The following is a 14,306-nucleotide window of genomic DNA, read 5'->3' as shown; positions in this document are numbered from 1 at the left end:
GCAGCGGTTCAAACGCAGCGCGTCGCCCAGAGCACGGTCCCTGGCGCGACCACGCGCTCGATAGGACGGTCCTCAATCGCATCTTGCCATCGGCCGGCAAAGGGGAACACCTGCGGCACAGCACCGAAATTCGAGACAAGGACGACCGTATCGCCGCCAGAGCCGCGCGACACGACCAGCAGGCCCGGCACTTCGCCGTGCACCTTTGTAGCGGCCTTGGCGTCGAACGCGGGCAGCGTGGCCCGCACCGCGAGCAGCCATTTGGTCAGCGCCAGCCATGCCGCCCCAGCGCCCTCGCCCACCTCCGCACAATCGGCGCGTAACCAGTCCATCGGCGGCCGATGCAGCCAGCGCGCATCGTCCGGCGCGGCGGGATCGACGTGATTCGGCAATCCGATTTCGTCGCCCATATACAGCATCGGCATGCCCGGCAGCGCCAGCATGGTGGCCAGCAGCAAGCGATAGCGACCCAGCGCTTCCGGGCCCTCGGTGCCAACCAGCGAGGCGAGCATCCCCACGGTACTGGCGGCCGCGCCGGGTCGGGCCTGAAAGCGGCGGCCATCGCCGAACCCGCCCGCGCCGGTGTAGAAATCCGAAATGCGATCCAGCGCGTCGGCAGGCACCCGCCCATTAAGCGCGGACCAGATGATGTCGTCATGGCAGCGTAGATAGGTGAGCCACGCGGTATCGGGCCGGGTCAGCACGGTATCGCGCACCAGATCACCGACGATCGCCGCGTCGCCCGTCGCCAACGCCACCCATAAAGCCGCCATCACGCCATTGTGATAGGCAAGCTGCGCCGCGCGTGTGCCGTCCTGGGGCTCGATATAGGGCAATACGTCCGCGGTGCGCTCAATCGCTTCCGCCAGCAGCGCGACACCGGGTGCCGCGATGTCGAGACCGGCGCGGAGCGCGGCAACTAGCCTGTGCGTTTCCGGCAAGTTGCGCGATACGCTCCCGCGCCGCTTCCACAGATAGGGCGCGCTATCGAGGCGGAAGGCATCCACGCCGATGTTCGACCAGAACAGCAACACATCGAGCATTTCGCGGAAAACTGCGGGGTTCGACCAGTCGAGATCCCATTGGAACGGATAGAAACTCGTCCAAACCCACCCGCCAAGCGCGGGTTCATGCGTGAAATTGCCCGGCGCGGTATCGGGGAACACCTCGTCCAGATCGCGCTCCCAGGCGGCGACTTCGGCGGCGTCGTCGACAATGCGGTAATAGCCGCGCATCTCGCGATCGCCCGCCAGCGCGGCCTGCGCCCAGGGATGATCCCGCGCGGTGTGGTTCAACACACAGTCCATCGCCAGCGCCATGCCGCGATCATGCAAATCGGCGGCCAGCGCCCGCACGTCGTCCAGACTGCCAAGCGCGGGCTCGATCGCGCGATAGTCTGCAACCGCAAAACCGCCATCGCTGTGCTCCGACTGGCCCAATGTCATGGGCAAGGGATGGAGCAAGCGGATGCCCAGCGCTTCGAGCCACGGCAATCTCTGTCGCAACCCCGCGAGGGTCCCGGCGAACCGATCGACATAGAAGCTGTAGCCGACCATGTCGGGCGCACCGAACCAGGCGGGATGCGCCGCCCGGTCGGCGTCCAGCGCGCGCAAGGCCGGCGATCTGGCCTCGGCGGCGGCGGACACCGCCGCCGCGATACGGTCGCGCTCTACCGGCCAGGCGGGATGGCCTTGGTAGAGCGGTTCCAGCAGATCGAACAACGACTGTAGCGTCTCGGTCATCGGGCCAGCATTTGGCGGAAGAAGGCCGCGGCTTCGCCGTACACTTCGCGCGATTCCGGCAAATCCGGATCGCGTTCGAAATCGCCGTGCGACAAGCCCTCATAAACGTTCAAGTCGCTGACGACCCCCGCCTGCTTCAGCTTGCGATGAACCCTGATGGTGTTGGACAGGAAGAGATCGCGCGTGCCTGTCGTCAGCAAAGTCGGCGGAAAGCCGGCGAAATCGGCATTGACGGGCGACAGCTCCGGGTCGGCCATGTCATGACCGTTGGCATAGAGCCGTGCGGCCGCGCCCAGCAGCCCGTCATAGGATACCAGCGCATTGTCGACATGGTCATTGGTGAAATAGCTGTCCCCGATCTTGTCGAGTTGCGCCCACGGCGTGCCCGCCCAAAGCGCACCGGGCAGTGGCAAGTGATGCGCCTTGGCACGCACCACCAGCGCCAGTGTCATCGCCCCGCCGGTTGACGATCCGAACACGCCGACACGCTTTGCGGGATATCGGGCGACGACCGCCTTCCACACCGCCTCGGCATCATCGATCGCGGCCGGATACGGGGCGTCCGGGGCCATGCGGTAATCGACGCTCAGCACTCTAAAACCACGCCCGGCGAGCAAGATGGCATCGCGTAGCCCGGCTTTGCCGGGGGCGAAAACATACGCGCCGCCGTGGAAGTTGAGCAGAATGCGGTCCCGATTTTCGGACGGCACGGTTTCTGGCTCGACCCAGAAAACCGGCACACCGTTCATCCGGTCGGCGCGGATCGTGACCTTTTCGCGGGCCATCAGCGCCGGCAACACCGTTTCAATGTCGGCCGCATAGGTCTTGACCAAAGCGCGCCACGCCTCCGCCGATGCCGGATGCTGATCCCAGCTCGGGTTCATGGGCGATCCGATCAGCCGCTGTAATTCAGGGCTGACCGTTTTCGGGACGGGCAAAGGCCGCGACGGAACGACGACGGTCTCGTCCATCGCTGCCGCCCTGTCCGTCGCCCCAACCGACACAAGCACCGTGGCCATCGCCGCCACCGCAAACGCTCGCCCGCGCATCAAAAACGCAGCGTCGCGGTGGCGCTGATGTTGCGCCCGGGGAAGGCGCGCGCGGTATCGATGCCGTCGGTCGGCACGCTGTCCGGCACCTGGCCGACCTCGGTAATCGCGATCACGTCGAACAGGTTCTGGACGTTGACCGAAAGCCGGATCGCTGGCGTTATCGCATAAGAGGCGAAGGCATTGGTCATGACATACCCCGGCATTTTCAGCGTGTTGACGTCGGCCGCGTAGGAAGAGGTGGTACCGGTGACGTTTGCGCCGATGTCGAACCGGTCGGTCCGGATCGAAGGCGTTGCCTGGAAGATCAAGGCCGCCTGGCGATACGGGATGTTGCCGTTCAGCGCCGGGGTCACCTGGCTCTCGGTAATGCGGGCATGGGTATATGTGGCCCCGGCCGTAAGGTGGAAAATGCCGCGATCGACCCCGCCTTCGAATTCCACATCATAAGACCGATATTTGTTGTTGATGATGGCTTGCTGCGGGATGACGATTTCATTGGCTTCGGCGGTGGTCGCGCGGAACGCCGTCAGGTTGACATAGGCCACGCCCCGCCGGAACTTTATGCCAGCCTCCTGCTGATTGACGAAATTGACCGCGACTTCGTCCGCGACGCTGCCATCGGCCCTGACGCCGCCGCCAAAGAGAATACGGTCCGCGTTAAAGCGGGCACCGCGGCTTACGCGTGCGAAGAGCGCCAGACTCGGCATAACCTCATAATTCGCACCGACCGAGTAGGTAAAATAGTTCTTGCGATAGTTGACGGGCGACGATGCCTGGGGATTGACCACGGGCACACTGCGCTCCGGTGTCTGAATAATACCGTCCTGGTTTACGTCGACCACGCTCAGCCCGTTATTGGACGCGTAATATCCGCTCGCCCTGGAACTGTTGAAACGGACGCTCCCGTCGAGATTCAATTTCCCTATCTTGTACGACACCGCCAGATAGGGGGCATCGATATTGTAATCGACATTGTAATAACGCTGGCAGCAATTGCCGAACACCGGTTCGCCATAAGCGATAAGCCCGTTTTGCGTAACCGACTGACCAGCCGCATTATAGACGTTCAGCAGCGCCGCATCGCGCCCCTTCACTTCCTGAAGATAGCTGTTCCAGTGCCAGTCCATCTGGATCGCCTGATAGGATTTGAAATAGCCGGCCGTCACATTGCCGGTGCCGCCACCGGCGCTGAAGTCACGGTTCAGCGTCAGGATGTTGGTGGCGTTGGTGAAATCGTTCAGCGTCACCCCGAAGGTCAGCGCGTTGATGCCGAGGCCGTTGCCATTGAGACCCGCCGGGTTGGCGATGACCTGCCCCGCATTTGGCCCGTTCGCATAGCGCAAGGTGGCCCCGACACCGCCGATTTCGCTCATTAGGGTGGTCAGCGGCGCAACCCGGCCCGGATAGGAGGTGGCGAAGCTGCCCGAATTGCTCGCAACGTTGAACTTGTCCTCGATATGCCAGCCGCCGCCCAGATCGAACGACGCATCGGCACCGCCGCCGCGCGTCTTGACGCGGTAGCCGTCGCCCAGATCGGAGACGATCCGCTGGCCGCCGCTGCCGATCGCAATGTCCGAGCGGAAATAGGGCGACAGCGACGTTCCCGACCGCACGTCAAAACCGGGGAAGGACGCATAGGTCGGGTTCGCAGCGGTGCCGGTCACCCGAATGGGCGTCGGGACATAGATAGGCGAGCGGTCGTCGAGATATTTGAAGTTCAGGCGAATGAAACCGTTTGCGAATGTCTTGGTGACGTTGCCCTTGATTTGGCCGCCGCGCTCCGACGTATAATCGGCGTTCCGGACGCCATTGCCGACGCGGTAGAACCCGCCAACATGAAACCGCCACCCTTCGCCAAGCGGCGCGCCATAATCGGCGTCGATCCGGGTACGGTTGAAATCAAGCCCCTTGGTGATGCCGACCGTTCCGCCGGCCACGTCACCGGTTTTGCTGATGAAATTGATGATCGCGCCCGGCGCGTTGCTGGTGAAGGTCGAGGCGGAACCGCCGCGCACCACTTCGACGCGCGAGACGCTATAGTCGGGGCGGACGAAGGTGTCGGCGGTCGCGAAGGCGATATCGCCGAAATCCAGCACCGGCAGGCCGTCTTCCTGAAACTGGACGAACTTGCCGCCACCGCTTGCCGCCGGCAAACCGCGGACCGCGATGTTGGCGTTGCTTTCGCCGCCTGAAGATTCCGCGCGCAGGCCCGGAATGTTGCGCAACAGGTCGGCGCTGCCCATTGGCGCGAGCTTGGCGATTTCCTGAGAGTCGACCGCGCTGATGGAGATGCTGGTCGTCAAACGGCGCTCGGGCCGAGCGGTGCCTGTCACAATGATATCGGCAGCATCGGCCTTGCCCTCGGGCTCGACGGCCGCTTCCGGCGCTGGCACGGAACTCTGCGCGAGTGCGACCTGCGGCAGACACGCCAAAGCCGTACCGGCGAGCAAAAGCGTTGCAAGCTTCATGATAACCCCTCCTAGTGTCCGCTGTATTGCGGCTTGAGGGATGCTCATAATCGCTTCGCAATCGATTGCAATAATTTTTCGCAATCGTTTGTGAAAAGTTTGGATCGATGGTAGCGACCGCCGAAAGACAGGCTGTCACGAACAGGTTGGAGAGGGCGATGCACCAGAAGGCGGATGACAGCACGGGCAACGCGTCCGCAGGGGAGCGCAAACCGCGCCTTTCCTTGGCGCGCATCTTCCAAATGAATATCGGCTTTTTCGGGCTCCAGTTCAGCTTCGGCCTGCAGCAAAGCAATATGGGGCCGATCTACAGTTACCTCGGGGCCAGCGAGGCGGCGATGCCGTTGCTGTGGCTGGCAGGCCCGATGACCGGGCTGCTGGTGCAGCCGCTCATCGGCGCGCTCAGCGACCGGACCATCAGCCGCTTCGGCCGACGCACGCCCTATTTCCTGATCGGCGCAATCCTGTGCAGCCTAGGGCTTCTCGCCATGCCGTACAGCCCGACGCTATGGGTGGCTGCCGCGTTGCTGTGGGTGTTGGACGCGGCCAACAATGTGACGATGGAACCGTACCGCGCCTATGTCGGCGACCGGCTCGATGCAAAGCAGCGACCGATCGGGTTCTTGACCCAGAGCGCCTTTACCGGCCTTGCGCAAACGCTGGCCTACCTCGCGCCTTCCATCCTGGTCTATGCGGGAATGAGCCGCGATGCCGTCGACCTGAACGGCATTCCGCACATCACGAAAGCAGCCTTTCTGATCGGTGCGGTGCTGTCCCTTTCGACGATCCTGTGGTCGGTTCTGTCGGTCCGCGAGCTTCCCCTGACGGCGGCCCAGATTGCCGAGTTGCGCCGTACCCCGCTATCGGCCCGAAACACGCTGCGCGAGATTGGCGAAGCGATCCGGGAAATGCCGCCGACGATGCGACAATTGGCCGTGGCGATGCTGTTCCAATGGTATGCGATGTTCTGTTACTGGCAGTACATCACCTTTTCGCTGGCGCGCTCGCTCCACGGCACGAGCGACCCCGCCTCCCCCGGCTTCCGCGCGGCTGCGCTGGCGACCGGGCAGCTTGGCGGATTTTACAATTTCATCGCCTTTGTCGGTGCCTTTGCGCTGGTGCCGGTGACGCGGGCGTGGGGCGCGCGCAATATCCATGCGCTGTGTATGCTGGCGGCGGGCGCTGCGATGCTGACGATCCCCGGAATCACCACACAAAACTGGCTGTTCTTACCGATGATCGGCATCGGTCTGGGTTGGGCGAGCCTGATGGGGAACCCGTACATCATGCTCGCGGATTCGATCCCACCGGCGCGAACGGGCGTATATATGGGCATCTTCAACATGTTCATCGTTGTGCCGATGATGATCCAGAGCCTGACGCTGCCCTTGCTGTATAATGGCGTGCTGGGGGGCGACCCGCGCAACGTGCTGTATCTCAGCGGCGCGCTGATGCTCGCCGCCGCGCTGGCGACGATGCGGGTCACGCCCGTGCGAACGGTCGCGCCAGCCGCCTGACGTCACGCCACGCTCGACCCGCGCACAATCAGTTGCGGGTCCAGTTGCAGCGATTGCGCCGGTTCGCCCGCAATCCGGCGGAACAGGATCTCGATCAGCGCCTTGGCACCGACCACCAGATCCTGGCGGATGGTGGTCAATGCCGGGGCGGTGTGCGCCGCCAGCGTCACATCATCATAGCCGACCACCGCGACGTCCTGTGGCACGCTCAGGCCGCGCTCGCGCAACGCCCGCAAGGCGCTCATCGCGACCACATCGGATGCCGCGAAAATCGCATCGGGTGCGGGATTGTCGGTGAGATATTTGGCAATCGCAAGATGGGCTGCGTCGGGCGTCATGTGCAGGTCCAGCGCCGCTGCTGCCACGCCGGGGCCGGCCCGCGACACCGCATCCTGAAATCCGGCGAGCCGCTCCGCGAACTCGGGCGCGCTCGCATTGCCAAGATACAGGAGTCGGCGTCGACCGATCGCGATCAAATGCTCGGCTGCGCGTGCTCCGCCCAGTCGATTGTCCGATCCGACCGTCAGATAGCGTTGTCCCGGAAGGCGCGCGCCCCACACCACGATCGGGGCATAGCGTGCCGCGACTTTGTCGATCACGGCGCTCTGGTCGGACTGGCCGATCAGGATCAGTCCATCGATCCGGCCGCTATCGACCAGCCGGTCAAGCCAGGTGCCATCATGCGGGATCACCCGCGAGAGAACCAAATCGTAGCCCCGCTCCGTCAGCCCATCCGCCAGATGACCCAGCAGCGACAGGAAAAACGGGTCGGACAGGTGCTGCCCCGCCTCATGCCCAAGCGGCAACACGAGCCCGATCGATTGCGTACGCTGCAACCGCAAGTTGCGGGCGAGCCGGTTTGGTTGAAAGCCATGCGCGTCGGCGAGTTTTTGGATGCGCAGGCGGGTCTTTTCGTTGACCGACGAATGGCCCGATAGCGCGCGCGATGCGGTCGAGACCGAGGTACCAGCGGCCTGCGCCAGATCGACAAGGCTTGCGATCGTCGTCACGTCGCCGGACGAGGGTGGCAGGGGCGGAGCTATCATGGGATGCGCCTAATCATGCGGGACGTACAAGCACTGCGTCTAGGCTAGCGTATCGAAACGATCAAATACCCTATGCTGTGGTGAGCAGACACGCGTCCGCGCCGAACGCGCGTGCAGGTCGGTTGGAAAACCCGTCTCCAGCATGTGCGCCACAATCAGTGTCTCGGCACCGGCTTGCTAACGGCGGATGAAGTCGAGAAAAGCGCGGAGTGGCGGCGGCACCAAGCGACGGCCTGAATAATAGAGAAACGGACCGGAGAAGGACTGCCACCAGTCCGGCAACACCGGCTGCAACGCGCCGCGCTCGATCGACGGTCGTAGCCAATCCTCGAACAGTGACACGATCCCGCTGCCCGCGACCGCCATGTCGACCAGCAAATCGGCCGCACCGGCGACGCTCGCAATCAGCGGGCCCTGCGGCTCGATCCGCACGATCTCCCCGTCGCGCTCGAATTCCCACGGGCTGGTCAGCGCGCCGCTGGCAAAGCGGCCACGCAGGCAGGCATGGTTCAGCAAGTCGCGCGGGTGGCCGGGGCGGCCATGCGCGTCGAGATAGGCGGGGGCGGCAGCGGTTGCGAAACGCTGCACGCGTGGGCCAATCGGCACCGCGATCATGTCCTGCTCCAGCCGCTCGTCATAGCGGATGCCGGCGTCGCATCCCGATGCCACCATGTCGACAAACCCGTCCTCGGCGACGATCTCGACCTGAATGTCGGGATAGGCGGCAAGGAAGCCGGGCAGGATGGCCGGCAGCACCAGCCGCGCCGCGCTGACGGGCACGTTGAGGCGCAGCGTGCCCGCCGGACGATCGCGAAACAGATTCACGACGTCCAGCGCCGCCTCCACTTCGCCGAGCGCGGGGGCCAGCCGCTCGATCAGCCGTTGCCCCGCCTCGGTCGGGGTGACGCTGCGCGTGGTGCGATGGAGCAGCCGTACGCCGAGCCGCTCTTCGAGCCGACGCACCGCCTCGCTGAGCGTGGAGGCGCTGCCCCCGGCAGCACGCGCGGCATCGCGAAAGCCGCGCGCCCGCGCGACCGCCAGGAAGGCATTGAGATCGGCAAGGTCGGCTTTCATTGTTCGGCTTTCCGTACAACCCGTGCAGATACCTCCCGCTTTTCGTGATGATCCGCAAGGTCTATCTCGCCATCATTGGAGACAGACGATGACCGACCCAACCGACACCTATTCCTTCGCCGGCCGCACCGTGCAGCGGCTCGGCTATGGCGCGATGCAACTCGCTGGCCCGGGTGTGTTCGGTCCACCCCGCGATCATCAACAGGCGCTGGCCGTGCTCCGCGCTGCAGTGGAAGCTGGCGTCAACCACATCGACACCAGCGATTTTTACGGCCCGCACATCACCAACCGGCTGCTTCGCGAGGCGCTGGCACCCTATCCGGACGACTTGCTGATCGTGACCAAGGTCGGCGCGCGCCGCAGCGACGATGCCGCATGGCACCCGGCGCTCGAACCGGACGAATTGGCGCGCGCGGTGGAGGACAATCTCGAAAATCTCGGACTGGAGGCGCTCGACGTCGTGAACCTCAGGCTGATGTTCGACATCCACGGCCCAGCGGAAGGCTCGCTCGCGGGGCCGCTGGAGGCGCTCGCGGATCTGCAACGCCAGGGCCTGGTCAAGCATATCGGGCTCAGCAATGTGACGCCGACCCAATATGCGCAAGCGCGGGGCATCGCCGAGATCGTCTGCGTCCAGAACCAGTACAATCTCGCGCACCGCACGGACGACGCCTTTATCGACGCGCTCGCTGCCGAGGGCATCGCCTATGTCCCCTTCTTCCCGCTCGGCGGTTTCAACCCGCTCCAATCGACGGCGCTATCGGACGTGGCGGCGCAACTGGGCTGGACGGTCATGCAAGTCGCGCTCGCCTGGCTGCTGCAGCGGGCACCCAACATCCTGCTGATCCCCGGCACATCGTCGGTGGCGCATCTGCACGAGAACCTCGCCGTGGCGTCGCTGACGTTGCCCGCCGACGCTATCGCCAAACTGGACGGCATCGGTTGAGGCACGGCGACGCTGGGTCTTAGCGATCAAAATAGCCTCAGGATCGCAGCAGGTCGATTGTCCGCCGCTCGAATGTCTGCGGGTCGCGCGCAGCGGCTTGAAGCATGTCCTCGTCCAGCGTCATCGCCACTCGCCCATCGGCGAGCATGAGCCCGGCATTGCAGGCCGTGGCCAGGGTCGCAAGGTCGTGCAGCGCGGTTACCAGCGTCAGACCGTTATCGACCATGCCGCGTAACGTCTCGCGCAGGTCGAACATTGCCACCGGGTCGAGCCAGTTGAACGGCTCGTCCAGGATCACCAGCGCGTGCCCGCCCGCGAACGCGGCGGCGATCGCAATCCGCTGCCGCATTCCGGCCGAACAGTCGCCGATCCAGCGGTCGAGCAGCGGGGCGAGGCCCAATGCGGCCTGCAACGCGCCCAAACGCGCGCGGACGGCGTCAAGATCGCCCCCGACCAGCTCGAGCACATCGCGCGCCCGCAACGCCTCCGGCAGCGCGTCGGCCGGAGGCGAAAAGCCGAAGCGCTGCGCCCGCCCGGCCCGATCTGCGGACAGGTCTTCGCCCTCGACCAGACACGATCCGGCGGCGAACGGTAGTCGACCGGCCAGCGCCCGCAACAGGCTCGTCTTGCCCGAGCCATTGGCACCGATGACACCGAACCACGACCCACGCGTCACGGTCAGGTGGACGTCGTGGACGACACGCTGCCCGTTCCGGTCGACGGCTGCCCCGGCGAGAAGAACGGCCGGGTTCATACCAGCAGCCACGTCTTCGAGGCCGCCCGGCGCTGTAAATGCCAAAACACGGCGAGGGCGCTGATCGGCAACGCAACGGGAATGGCATAGCCGACCAGCAGGAGCAGCCCGGCGAGAACAAGCACCAGAACATCCGCGAACCGCTTGTCATGAAGCCGATAGGCAAGCACGCGCATCGCCATAAGACCGAACATCAGGGCCGAAGCGGCGGCGACAATACCGGCTGGGGCTGCCCCCAATATCAACCAGCACCCCGGAGCCGCCACCGCGACGAACGACACCAGCGCCCGCGACAGGCGAAGCACGATCCGTCCCGATCCGTATCCGGCAATCGTCATGAAGCGGACGGCGCTCTGATCGACATCGGTCAGCGCCAGGGTGAGCACCACGGTGCCAACGCCAGCATATGCCAGCGCCACGTTGGGGCCAAGCGTCCGTGCCTGCAGCAACACGAGCAGCAGGATGATAGCCGCTGCCACCCCAGCGCTTGGATGGCGCAACCAGGCACGGACAGACCAATTCGGCCGTGTGGCATCGAGGATGCGCAGCGGCATGGCAACGGCAGCGGTCAGCCCGGCCATCAGTGCGCCGACAAGGTAAGCGGGCACACTGACGATCAGCAGCGAGGGCCTGACGATCAGCGTGATACCCGACAGCATCACAATCCCAATGCCGTGCCAGGCACCGATATACCGGCGGCGAAAGGGCAGTTGCAGAGCGTCTGCCGCGAGCAACCCGTCAAAAGCATGGAATGCGAGCCGCGCCAGGACAAGGCGACCCGCCGCCATGCCAACGCCAAGGCTGACCGCGACCCCCGCCCAGAGTGCGGTCAACCAGGGCAGATCGGCGAACCCGTTTCGCAAGCCAGCCACGGCCATCAGCAGCAGGATCGCCGCGACCAGACGATCCTGCCAGGCCGCGAAGGTGGCGCGCACTGCATTGGTCGCAATCTTCCAGTCGTGACGAAATAGACGATGTGTGCGCTCAGAGGCTCCCATGCGAAAGTTCTAGCGTGTTACAGGCGGGCCGCAATCGGGATCGCCCCTTCCCGGTGTGAAGCGGCACAACGCCTGGATCCGCATGCGGGCGTTTCGCGAGACCTCACGGCGCGGCAGCCCTCGCAAACTGCCTGGGCGAATAGCCCATAACGCGTTTGAAGGCGGCACCGAACGCGCTTTCCGACTCATAGCCGACGGTCGGCGCGACCAGCGCGATCGGCATCCCGCCATTCGCAAGGCGATCGGACGCGATCATCATCCGCCAGCGGGTGAGATAATCCATCGCCGGCTCGCCCACCGTCGCCTTGAACCGCACAGCGAAGCTCGACCGTGACAGGCCCGCCACTTTTGCCAGCGACTCCAAGGTCCATTTGCGCCCCGGCTCGGCGTGCATCGCCCCAATCACCGCGCTCATCTGCCGGTCGGCCAGCGCGAACAACCAGCCGCTGCGGTGGCGCGAATGCTCCGCCAAATGCAGCCGCAGCGCTTCGATCAGGAGCGCCTGGACAAGGTGCTCGGCAAGCAAAGCACTGCCGGGCTTAGGCTCCCTGAGTTCGCCCATCAGCCGATCGATCGATGAGCGCAACGCCGCCTTATTGGCTTCGGCACGAACATGGACGATCGACGGCAGCATGCCGAGCAGCAGTTCGGCGTGCATGCCCTCGAAGCCGAAATACCCGCCCACACCCAGGACCCCGCCGCCACCATTCAGGACTGCGGTCTCACCCGCAGGAACCGCCGGGAAGAAGCGGAAGGCATCTGTGACCGGTGCGTCGGCCGTGCTGTACAGCCGGTACCCCTTTCCCCCGGGCAGCAGCACGAAATCGCCGGCCGCGAGCCGGACAGGCTCGGCCGTCCCGTCGAGCGCAAGCCAGCATGCGCCCGACTGGACCGCATAGCACCGGATGCTGTCGTCCGCCCCGAACGAAAGCGCCCAAGCTCCCCCCGCATCGAGCCCGCGAAACCCGTAACTGTTCGGCTTGAGCAAGGAGAGGATGTCGGAAAGAGGATCCATAGCCACTCCTGGACGATCGCAATGAAATTGGCGACGCTGCAGCATGGATAGTACAACATCGCTCTCATATTTCCAGTGGCGGCAGCAACGCCCAGCACCGCATCAGGAGGTATCGTCATGGTCGAGAATGAAGCCCTATGGCTCAACGCGAAGCGCGCGCCGTTCACGGTTGGTGCCGCCCCCTATACCGCCGCCGAGGCCGGTGAAATCGTCGTCCGGGTCCGGGCCGTCGCCGTCAATCCGATGGATCGGCTGCAGCAGACGCTGGGCGACCTCTTCACACCCTGGACCGCCTACCCTTTCATTGTCGGTTCCGACATCGCTGGCGACGTTGTCGAGGTCGGCAGCGGCGTAACGCGCTTTGCAGTCGGAGACCGTGTGGTCGGTTACGCTGCCGGGTCGGATCCGCAGCGCAATCGCGCCGCTGAGGGCGGCTTTCAGGCGTTTGTCGTCGTGCTCGCCCACATGGCGGCACCGATCCCTGCGGCAATGACGTATGAGGAAGCCGCCGTCCTTCCGCTCGGCATCTCCACGGCTGCCTGCGGGATGTTTCAGAAAGACTTCCTGGCGATGAACCCACCATCGGGGGCGGCCACACCTGCGCGCAAGACGCTGCTCGTCTGGGGCGGATCGACCAGTGTTGGCAGCAATGCAATCCAGCTTGCGGTCGCGGCCGGATATGACGTGGTGACGACCGCCTCGCCGCGCAATTTCGCTTATGTGCAACAGCTGGGCGCGCGCGAAGCCTTCGATTATCGCTCCAAGACCGTCCTCGCCGATATTGTCAGCGCCTTGCGCGGGCAGGAAATCATCGGTGCGCTGGCGATCGGGCCGGGCTCCGCCGCCGCGTGCATTGAGATTGTCGGTGCCTGCAAGGGCAATCGGTTCGTGGCGATGGCAACGCCGCCGACGTCGTGGGACAACGTGCCCCGCGGCCGCAGCCGGTTGCTCCATCTCGTGCCTGCGCTCGTGCGGATGCTGATCGGCACCCTCGCCCTGACCCGTAAAGCGCGTCGCCGCAACGTCCGCACCAAGATGATCTGGGGCAGCGCGCTGATCGCCAACGAAGTGGGTCCGATGATCTTCGAGGCGTTCCTGCCCGCCGCGCTGGCCGAGGGCCGCTTCGTGGCCGCGCCTGCACCGACGGTGGTCGGCACTGGCCTTGCACGGATTCCCGTTGCGCTCGAACGCCAGCGCCAGGGCGTTTCGGCGACCAAGCTGGTGGTGACCCTGTGAGCGCCGCCACGACCTTGGTCAGCGTGACCCGCTTTCGCCTGCGCTCGGTGCGGTTCCTCCCGTTCTTCATGCTCCATGCGAACCGGACGATTGCACAGATCCGCAAGGCCGACGGGTTCCTGGCCGGTGCCGTCCAGCGGGATTCGGATCATGCGTTCTGGACCCTGTCGGTCTGGCGCGACGAACCGGCGATGCGCGCTTATGGCGGGAGCGGCGCACACCGGAAGGCCGCGCCGCTGCTGGGCGAATGGGGCGACGAGGCAAGCGTGGCGCATTGGACGCAGCCGGGCAGCGCGCTACCCGATTGGCCGGACGCTGTGCGCCGCCTGCGCGACGAAGGACGCGCCTTGTCGCTCAACCATCCGCGCCCGAGCCGGACCGACCACAGCTTTCCCGAACCGCGAATGATCAACGGGATGCGGCTCTGAACTGCCCGTGATTTCAATCAAGTGGTTCTC

12 protein-coding genes are annotated in these 14,306 nt (G+C 64.9%); 4 read left to right on the top strand and 8 right to left on the bottom strand.

Annotated features, from left to right (window positions below; translation table 11 throughout):
- Nucleotides 1-8: 8 nt before the first annotated feature.
- The 3 genes from H4W01_RS07445 to H4W01_RS07435 are packed head-to-tail and all read right to left on the bottom strand — an operon-like array spanning nt 9 to nt 5,262.
- Nucleotides 9-1,742: an alpha-amylase family glycosyl hydrolase gene (locus H4W01_RS07445; protein ID WP_209610511.1), complete on the bottom strand. Its 1,734-nt coding sequence runs from the start codon at nt 1,740-1,742 to the stop codon at nt 9-11.
- On the bottom strand, nt 1,739-2,761 hold the full coding sequence (locus tag H4W01_RS07440) for an alpha/beta hydrolase (RefSeq protein WP_334685193.1): 1,023 nt from the start codon (nt 2,759-2,761) through the stop codon (nt 1,739-1,741). Before H4W01_RS07440 ends, H4W01_RS07445 begins: the two co-directional genes overlap by 4 nt.
- A gap of 29 nt (nt 2,762-2,790) precedes the next feature.
- Complete coding sequence (locus H4W01_RS07435; RefSeq protein WP_209610509.1) at nt 2,791-5,262, bottom strand: TonB-dependent siderophore receptor; 2,472 nt, start codon at nt 5,260-5,262, stop codon at nt 2,791-2,793.
- 158 nt (nt 5,263-5,420) lie between these two features.
- On the opposite strand from H4W01_RS07435, the gene H4W01_RS07430 reads away from it, so the two are divergent.
- A complete protein-coding gene (locus tag H4W01_RS07430; RefSeq protein WP_209610508.1) occupies nt 5,421-6,779 on the top strand; it encodes an MFS transporter in 1,359 nt (452 codons plus the stop codon).
- A gap of 2 nt (nt 6,780-6,781) precedes the next feature.
- On the opposite strand, the gene H4W01_RS07425 is transcribed toward H4W01_RS07430, so the two are convergent.
- Nucleotides 6,782-7,825 carry a LacI family DNA-binding transcriptional regulator gene (locus H4W01_RS07425; protein WP_209610507.1) on the bottom strand — a complete coding sequence of 348 codons (1,044 nt, stop codon included), beginning with the start codon at nt 7,823-7,825 and terminating at the stop codon, nt 6,782-6,784.
- 177 nt (nt 7,826-8,002) lie between these two features.
- A complete protein-coding gene (locus tag H4W01_RS07420; protein WP_209610506.1) occupies nt 8,003-8,899 on the bottom strand; it encodes a LysR family transcriptional regulator in 897 nt (298 codons plus the stop codon).
- A gap of 88 nt (nt 8,900-8,987) precedes the next feature.
- Between H4W01_RS07420 and H4W01_RS07415 the strand changes: the two genes are divergently transcribed.
- Nucleotides 8,988-9,845, top strand: a complete 858-nt coding sequence (locus tag H4W01_RS07415; protein ID WP_209610505.1) for an aldo/keto reductase family oxidoreductase — start codon at nt 8,988-8,990, stop codon at nt 9,843-9,845.
- A 37-nt stretch (nt 9,846-9,882) separates the two neighbouring features.
- Here the strand turns inward: H4W01_RS07415 and H4W01_RS07410 are convergent, their stop codons facing one another.
- The 3 genes from H4W01_RS07410 to H4W01_RS07400 form a co-directional block, all read right to left on the bottom strand.
- Nucleotides 9,883-10,599 (bottom strand): ATP-binding cassette domain-containing protein, encoded by a 717-nt coding sequence (locus H4W01_RS07410; RefSeq protein ID WP_209610504.1) that lies wholly within the window; start codon nt 10,597-10,599, stop codon nt 9,883-9,885.
- Nucleotides 10,596-11,534: a hypothetical protein gene (locus H4W01_RS07405; RefSeq protein WP_209610503.1), complete on the bottom strand. Its 939-nt coding sequence runs from the start codon at nt 11,532-11,534 to the stop codon at nt 10,596-10,598. Before H4W01_RS07405 ends, H4W01_RS07410 begins: the two co-directional genes overlap by 4 nt.
- A 166-nt stretch (nt 11,535-11,700) precedes the next feature.
- Entirely contained in the window at nt 11,701-12,612 is a 912-nt protein-coding gene (locus tag H4W01_RS07400; RefSeq protein WP_209610502.1) for an AraC family transcriptional regulator, read from the bottom strand.
- A gap of 117 nt (nt 12,613-12,729) precedes the next feature.
- Here H4W01_RS07400 and H4W01_RS07395 point away from each other — a divergent pair, with 117 nt between their 5' ends.
- Together H4W01_RS07395 and H4W01_RS07390 are read left to right on the top strand one after the other, a co-directional pair.
- Nucleotides 12,730-13,848: a zinc-binding alcohol dehydrogenase family protein gene (locus H4W01_RS07395; RefSeq protein WP_209610501.1), complete on the top strand. Its 1,119-nt coding sequence runs from the start codon at nt 12,730-12,732 to the stop codon at nt 13,846-13,848.
- Nucleotides 13,845-14,276 carry an antibiotic biosynthesis monooxygenase gene (locus H4W01_RS07390; protein WP_209610500.1) on the top strand — a complete coding sequence of 144 codons (432 nt, stop codon included), beginning with the start codon at nt 13,845-13,847 and terminating at the stop codon, nt 14,274-14,276. Before H4W01_RS07395 ends, H4W01_RS07390 begins: the two co-directional genes overlap by 4 nt.
- Nucleotides 14,277-14,306 lie beyond the last annotated feature (30 nt).

Source organism: Sphingomonas sp. PL20 (assembly GCF_017875905.1).
Lineage (GTDB): Bacteria > Pseudomonadota > Alphaproteobacteria > Sphingomonadales > Sphingomonadaceae > Sphingomonas > Sphingomonas echinoides.
The sequence above is the reverse complement of the archived record's forward strand: the minus strand, read 5'-3'. Positions and strand labels throughout refer to the sequence as shown.

What these genes read in the sequence shown, in the direction of transcription:
- H4W01_RS07445 (WP_209610511.1), bottom strand. Translation starts at nt 1,742, where the DNA reads ATGACCGAGACGCTACAGTCGTTGTTCGATCTGCTGGAACCGCTCTAC.
- H4W01_RS07440 (WP_334685193.1), bottom strand. Translation starts at nt 2,761, where the DNA reads ATGGCCACGGTGCTTGTGTCGGTTGGGGCGACGGACAGGGCGGCAGCG.
- H4W01_RS07435 (WP_209610509.1), bottom strand. Translation starts at nt 5,262, where the DNA reads ATGAAGCTTGCAACGCTTTTGCTCGCCGGTACGGCTTTGGCGTGTCTG.
- H4W01_RS07430 (WP_209610508.1), top strand. Translation starts at nt 5,421, where the DNA reads ATGCACCAGAAGGCGGATGACAGCACGGGCAACGCGTCCGCAGGGGAG.
- H4W01_RS07425 (WP_209610507.1), bottom strand. Translation starts at nt 7,825, where the DNA reads ATGATAGCTCCGCCCCTGCCACCCTCGTCCGGCGACGTGACGACGATC.
- H4W01_RS07420 (WP_209610506.1), bottom strand. Translation starts at nt 8,899, where the DNA reads ATGAAAGCCGACCTTGCCGATCTCAATGCCTTCCTGGCGGTCGCGCGG.
- H4W01_RS07415 (WP_209610505.1), top strand. Translation starts at nt 8,988, where the DNA reads ATGACCGACCCAACCGACACCTATTCCTTCGCCGGCCGCACCGTGCAG.
- H4W01_RS07410 (WP_209610504.1), bottom strand. Translation starts at nt 10,599, where the DNA reads ATGAACCCGGCCGTTCTTCTCGCCGGGGCAGCCGTCGACCGGAACGGG.
- H4W01_RS07400 (WP_209610502.1), bottom strand. Translation starts at nt 12,612, where the DNA reads ATGGATCCTCTTTCCGACATCCTCTCCTTGCTCAAGCCGAACAGTTAC.
- H4W01_RS07395 (WP_209610501.1), top strand. Translation starts at nt 12,730, where the DNA reads ATGGTCGAGAATGAAGCCCTATGGCTCAACGCGAAGCGCGCGCCGTTC.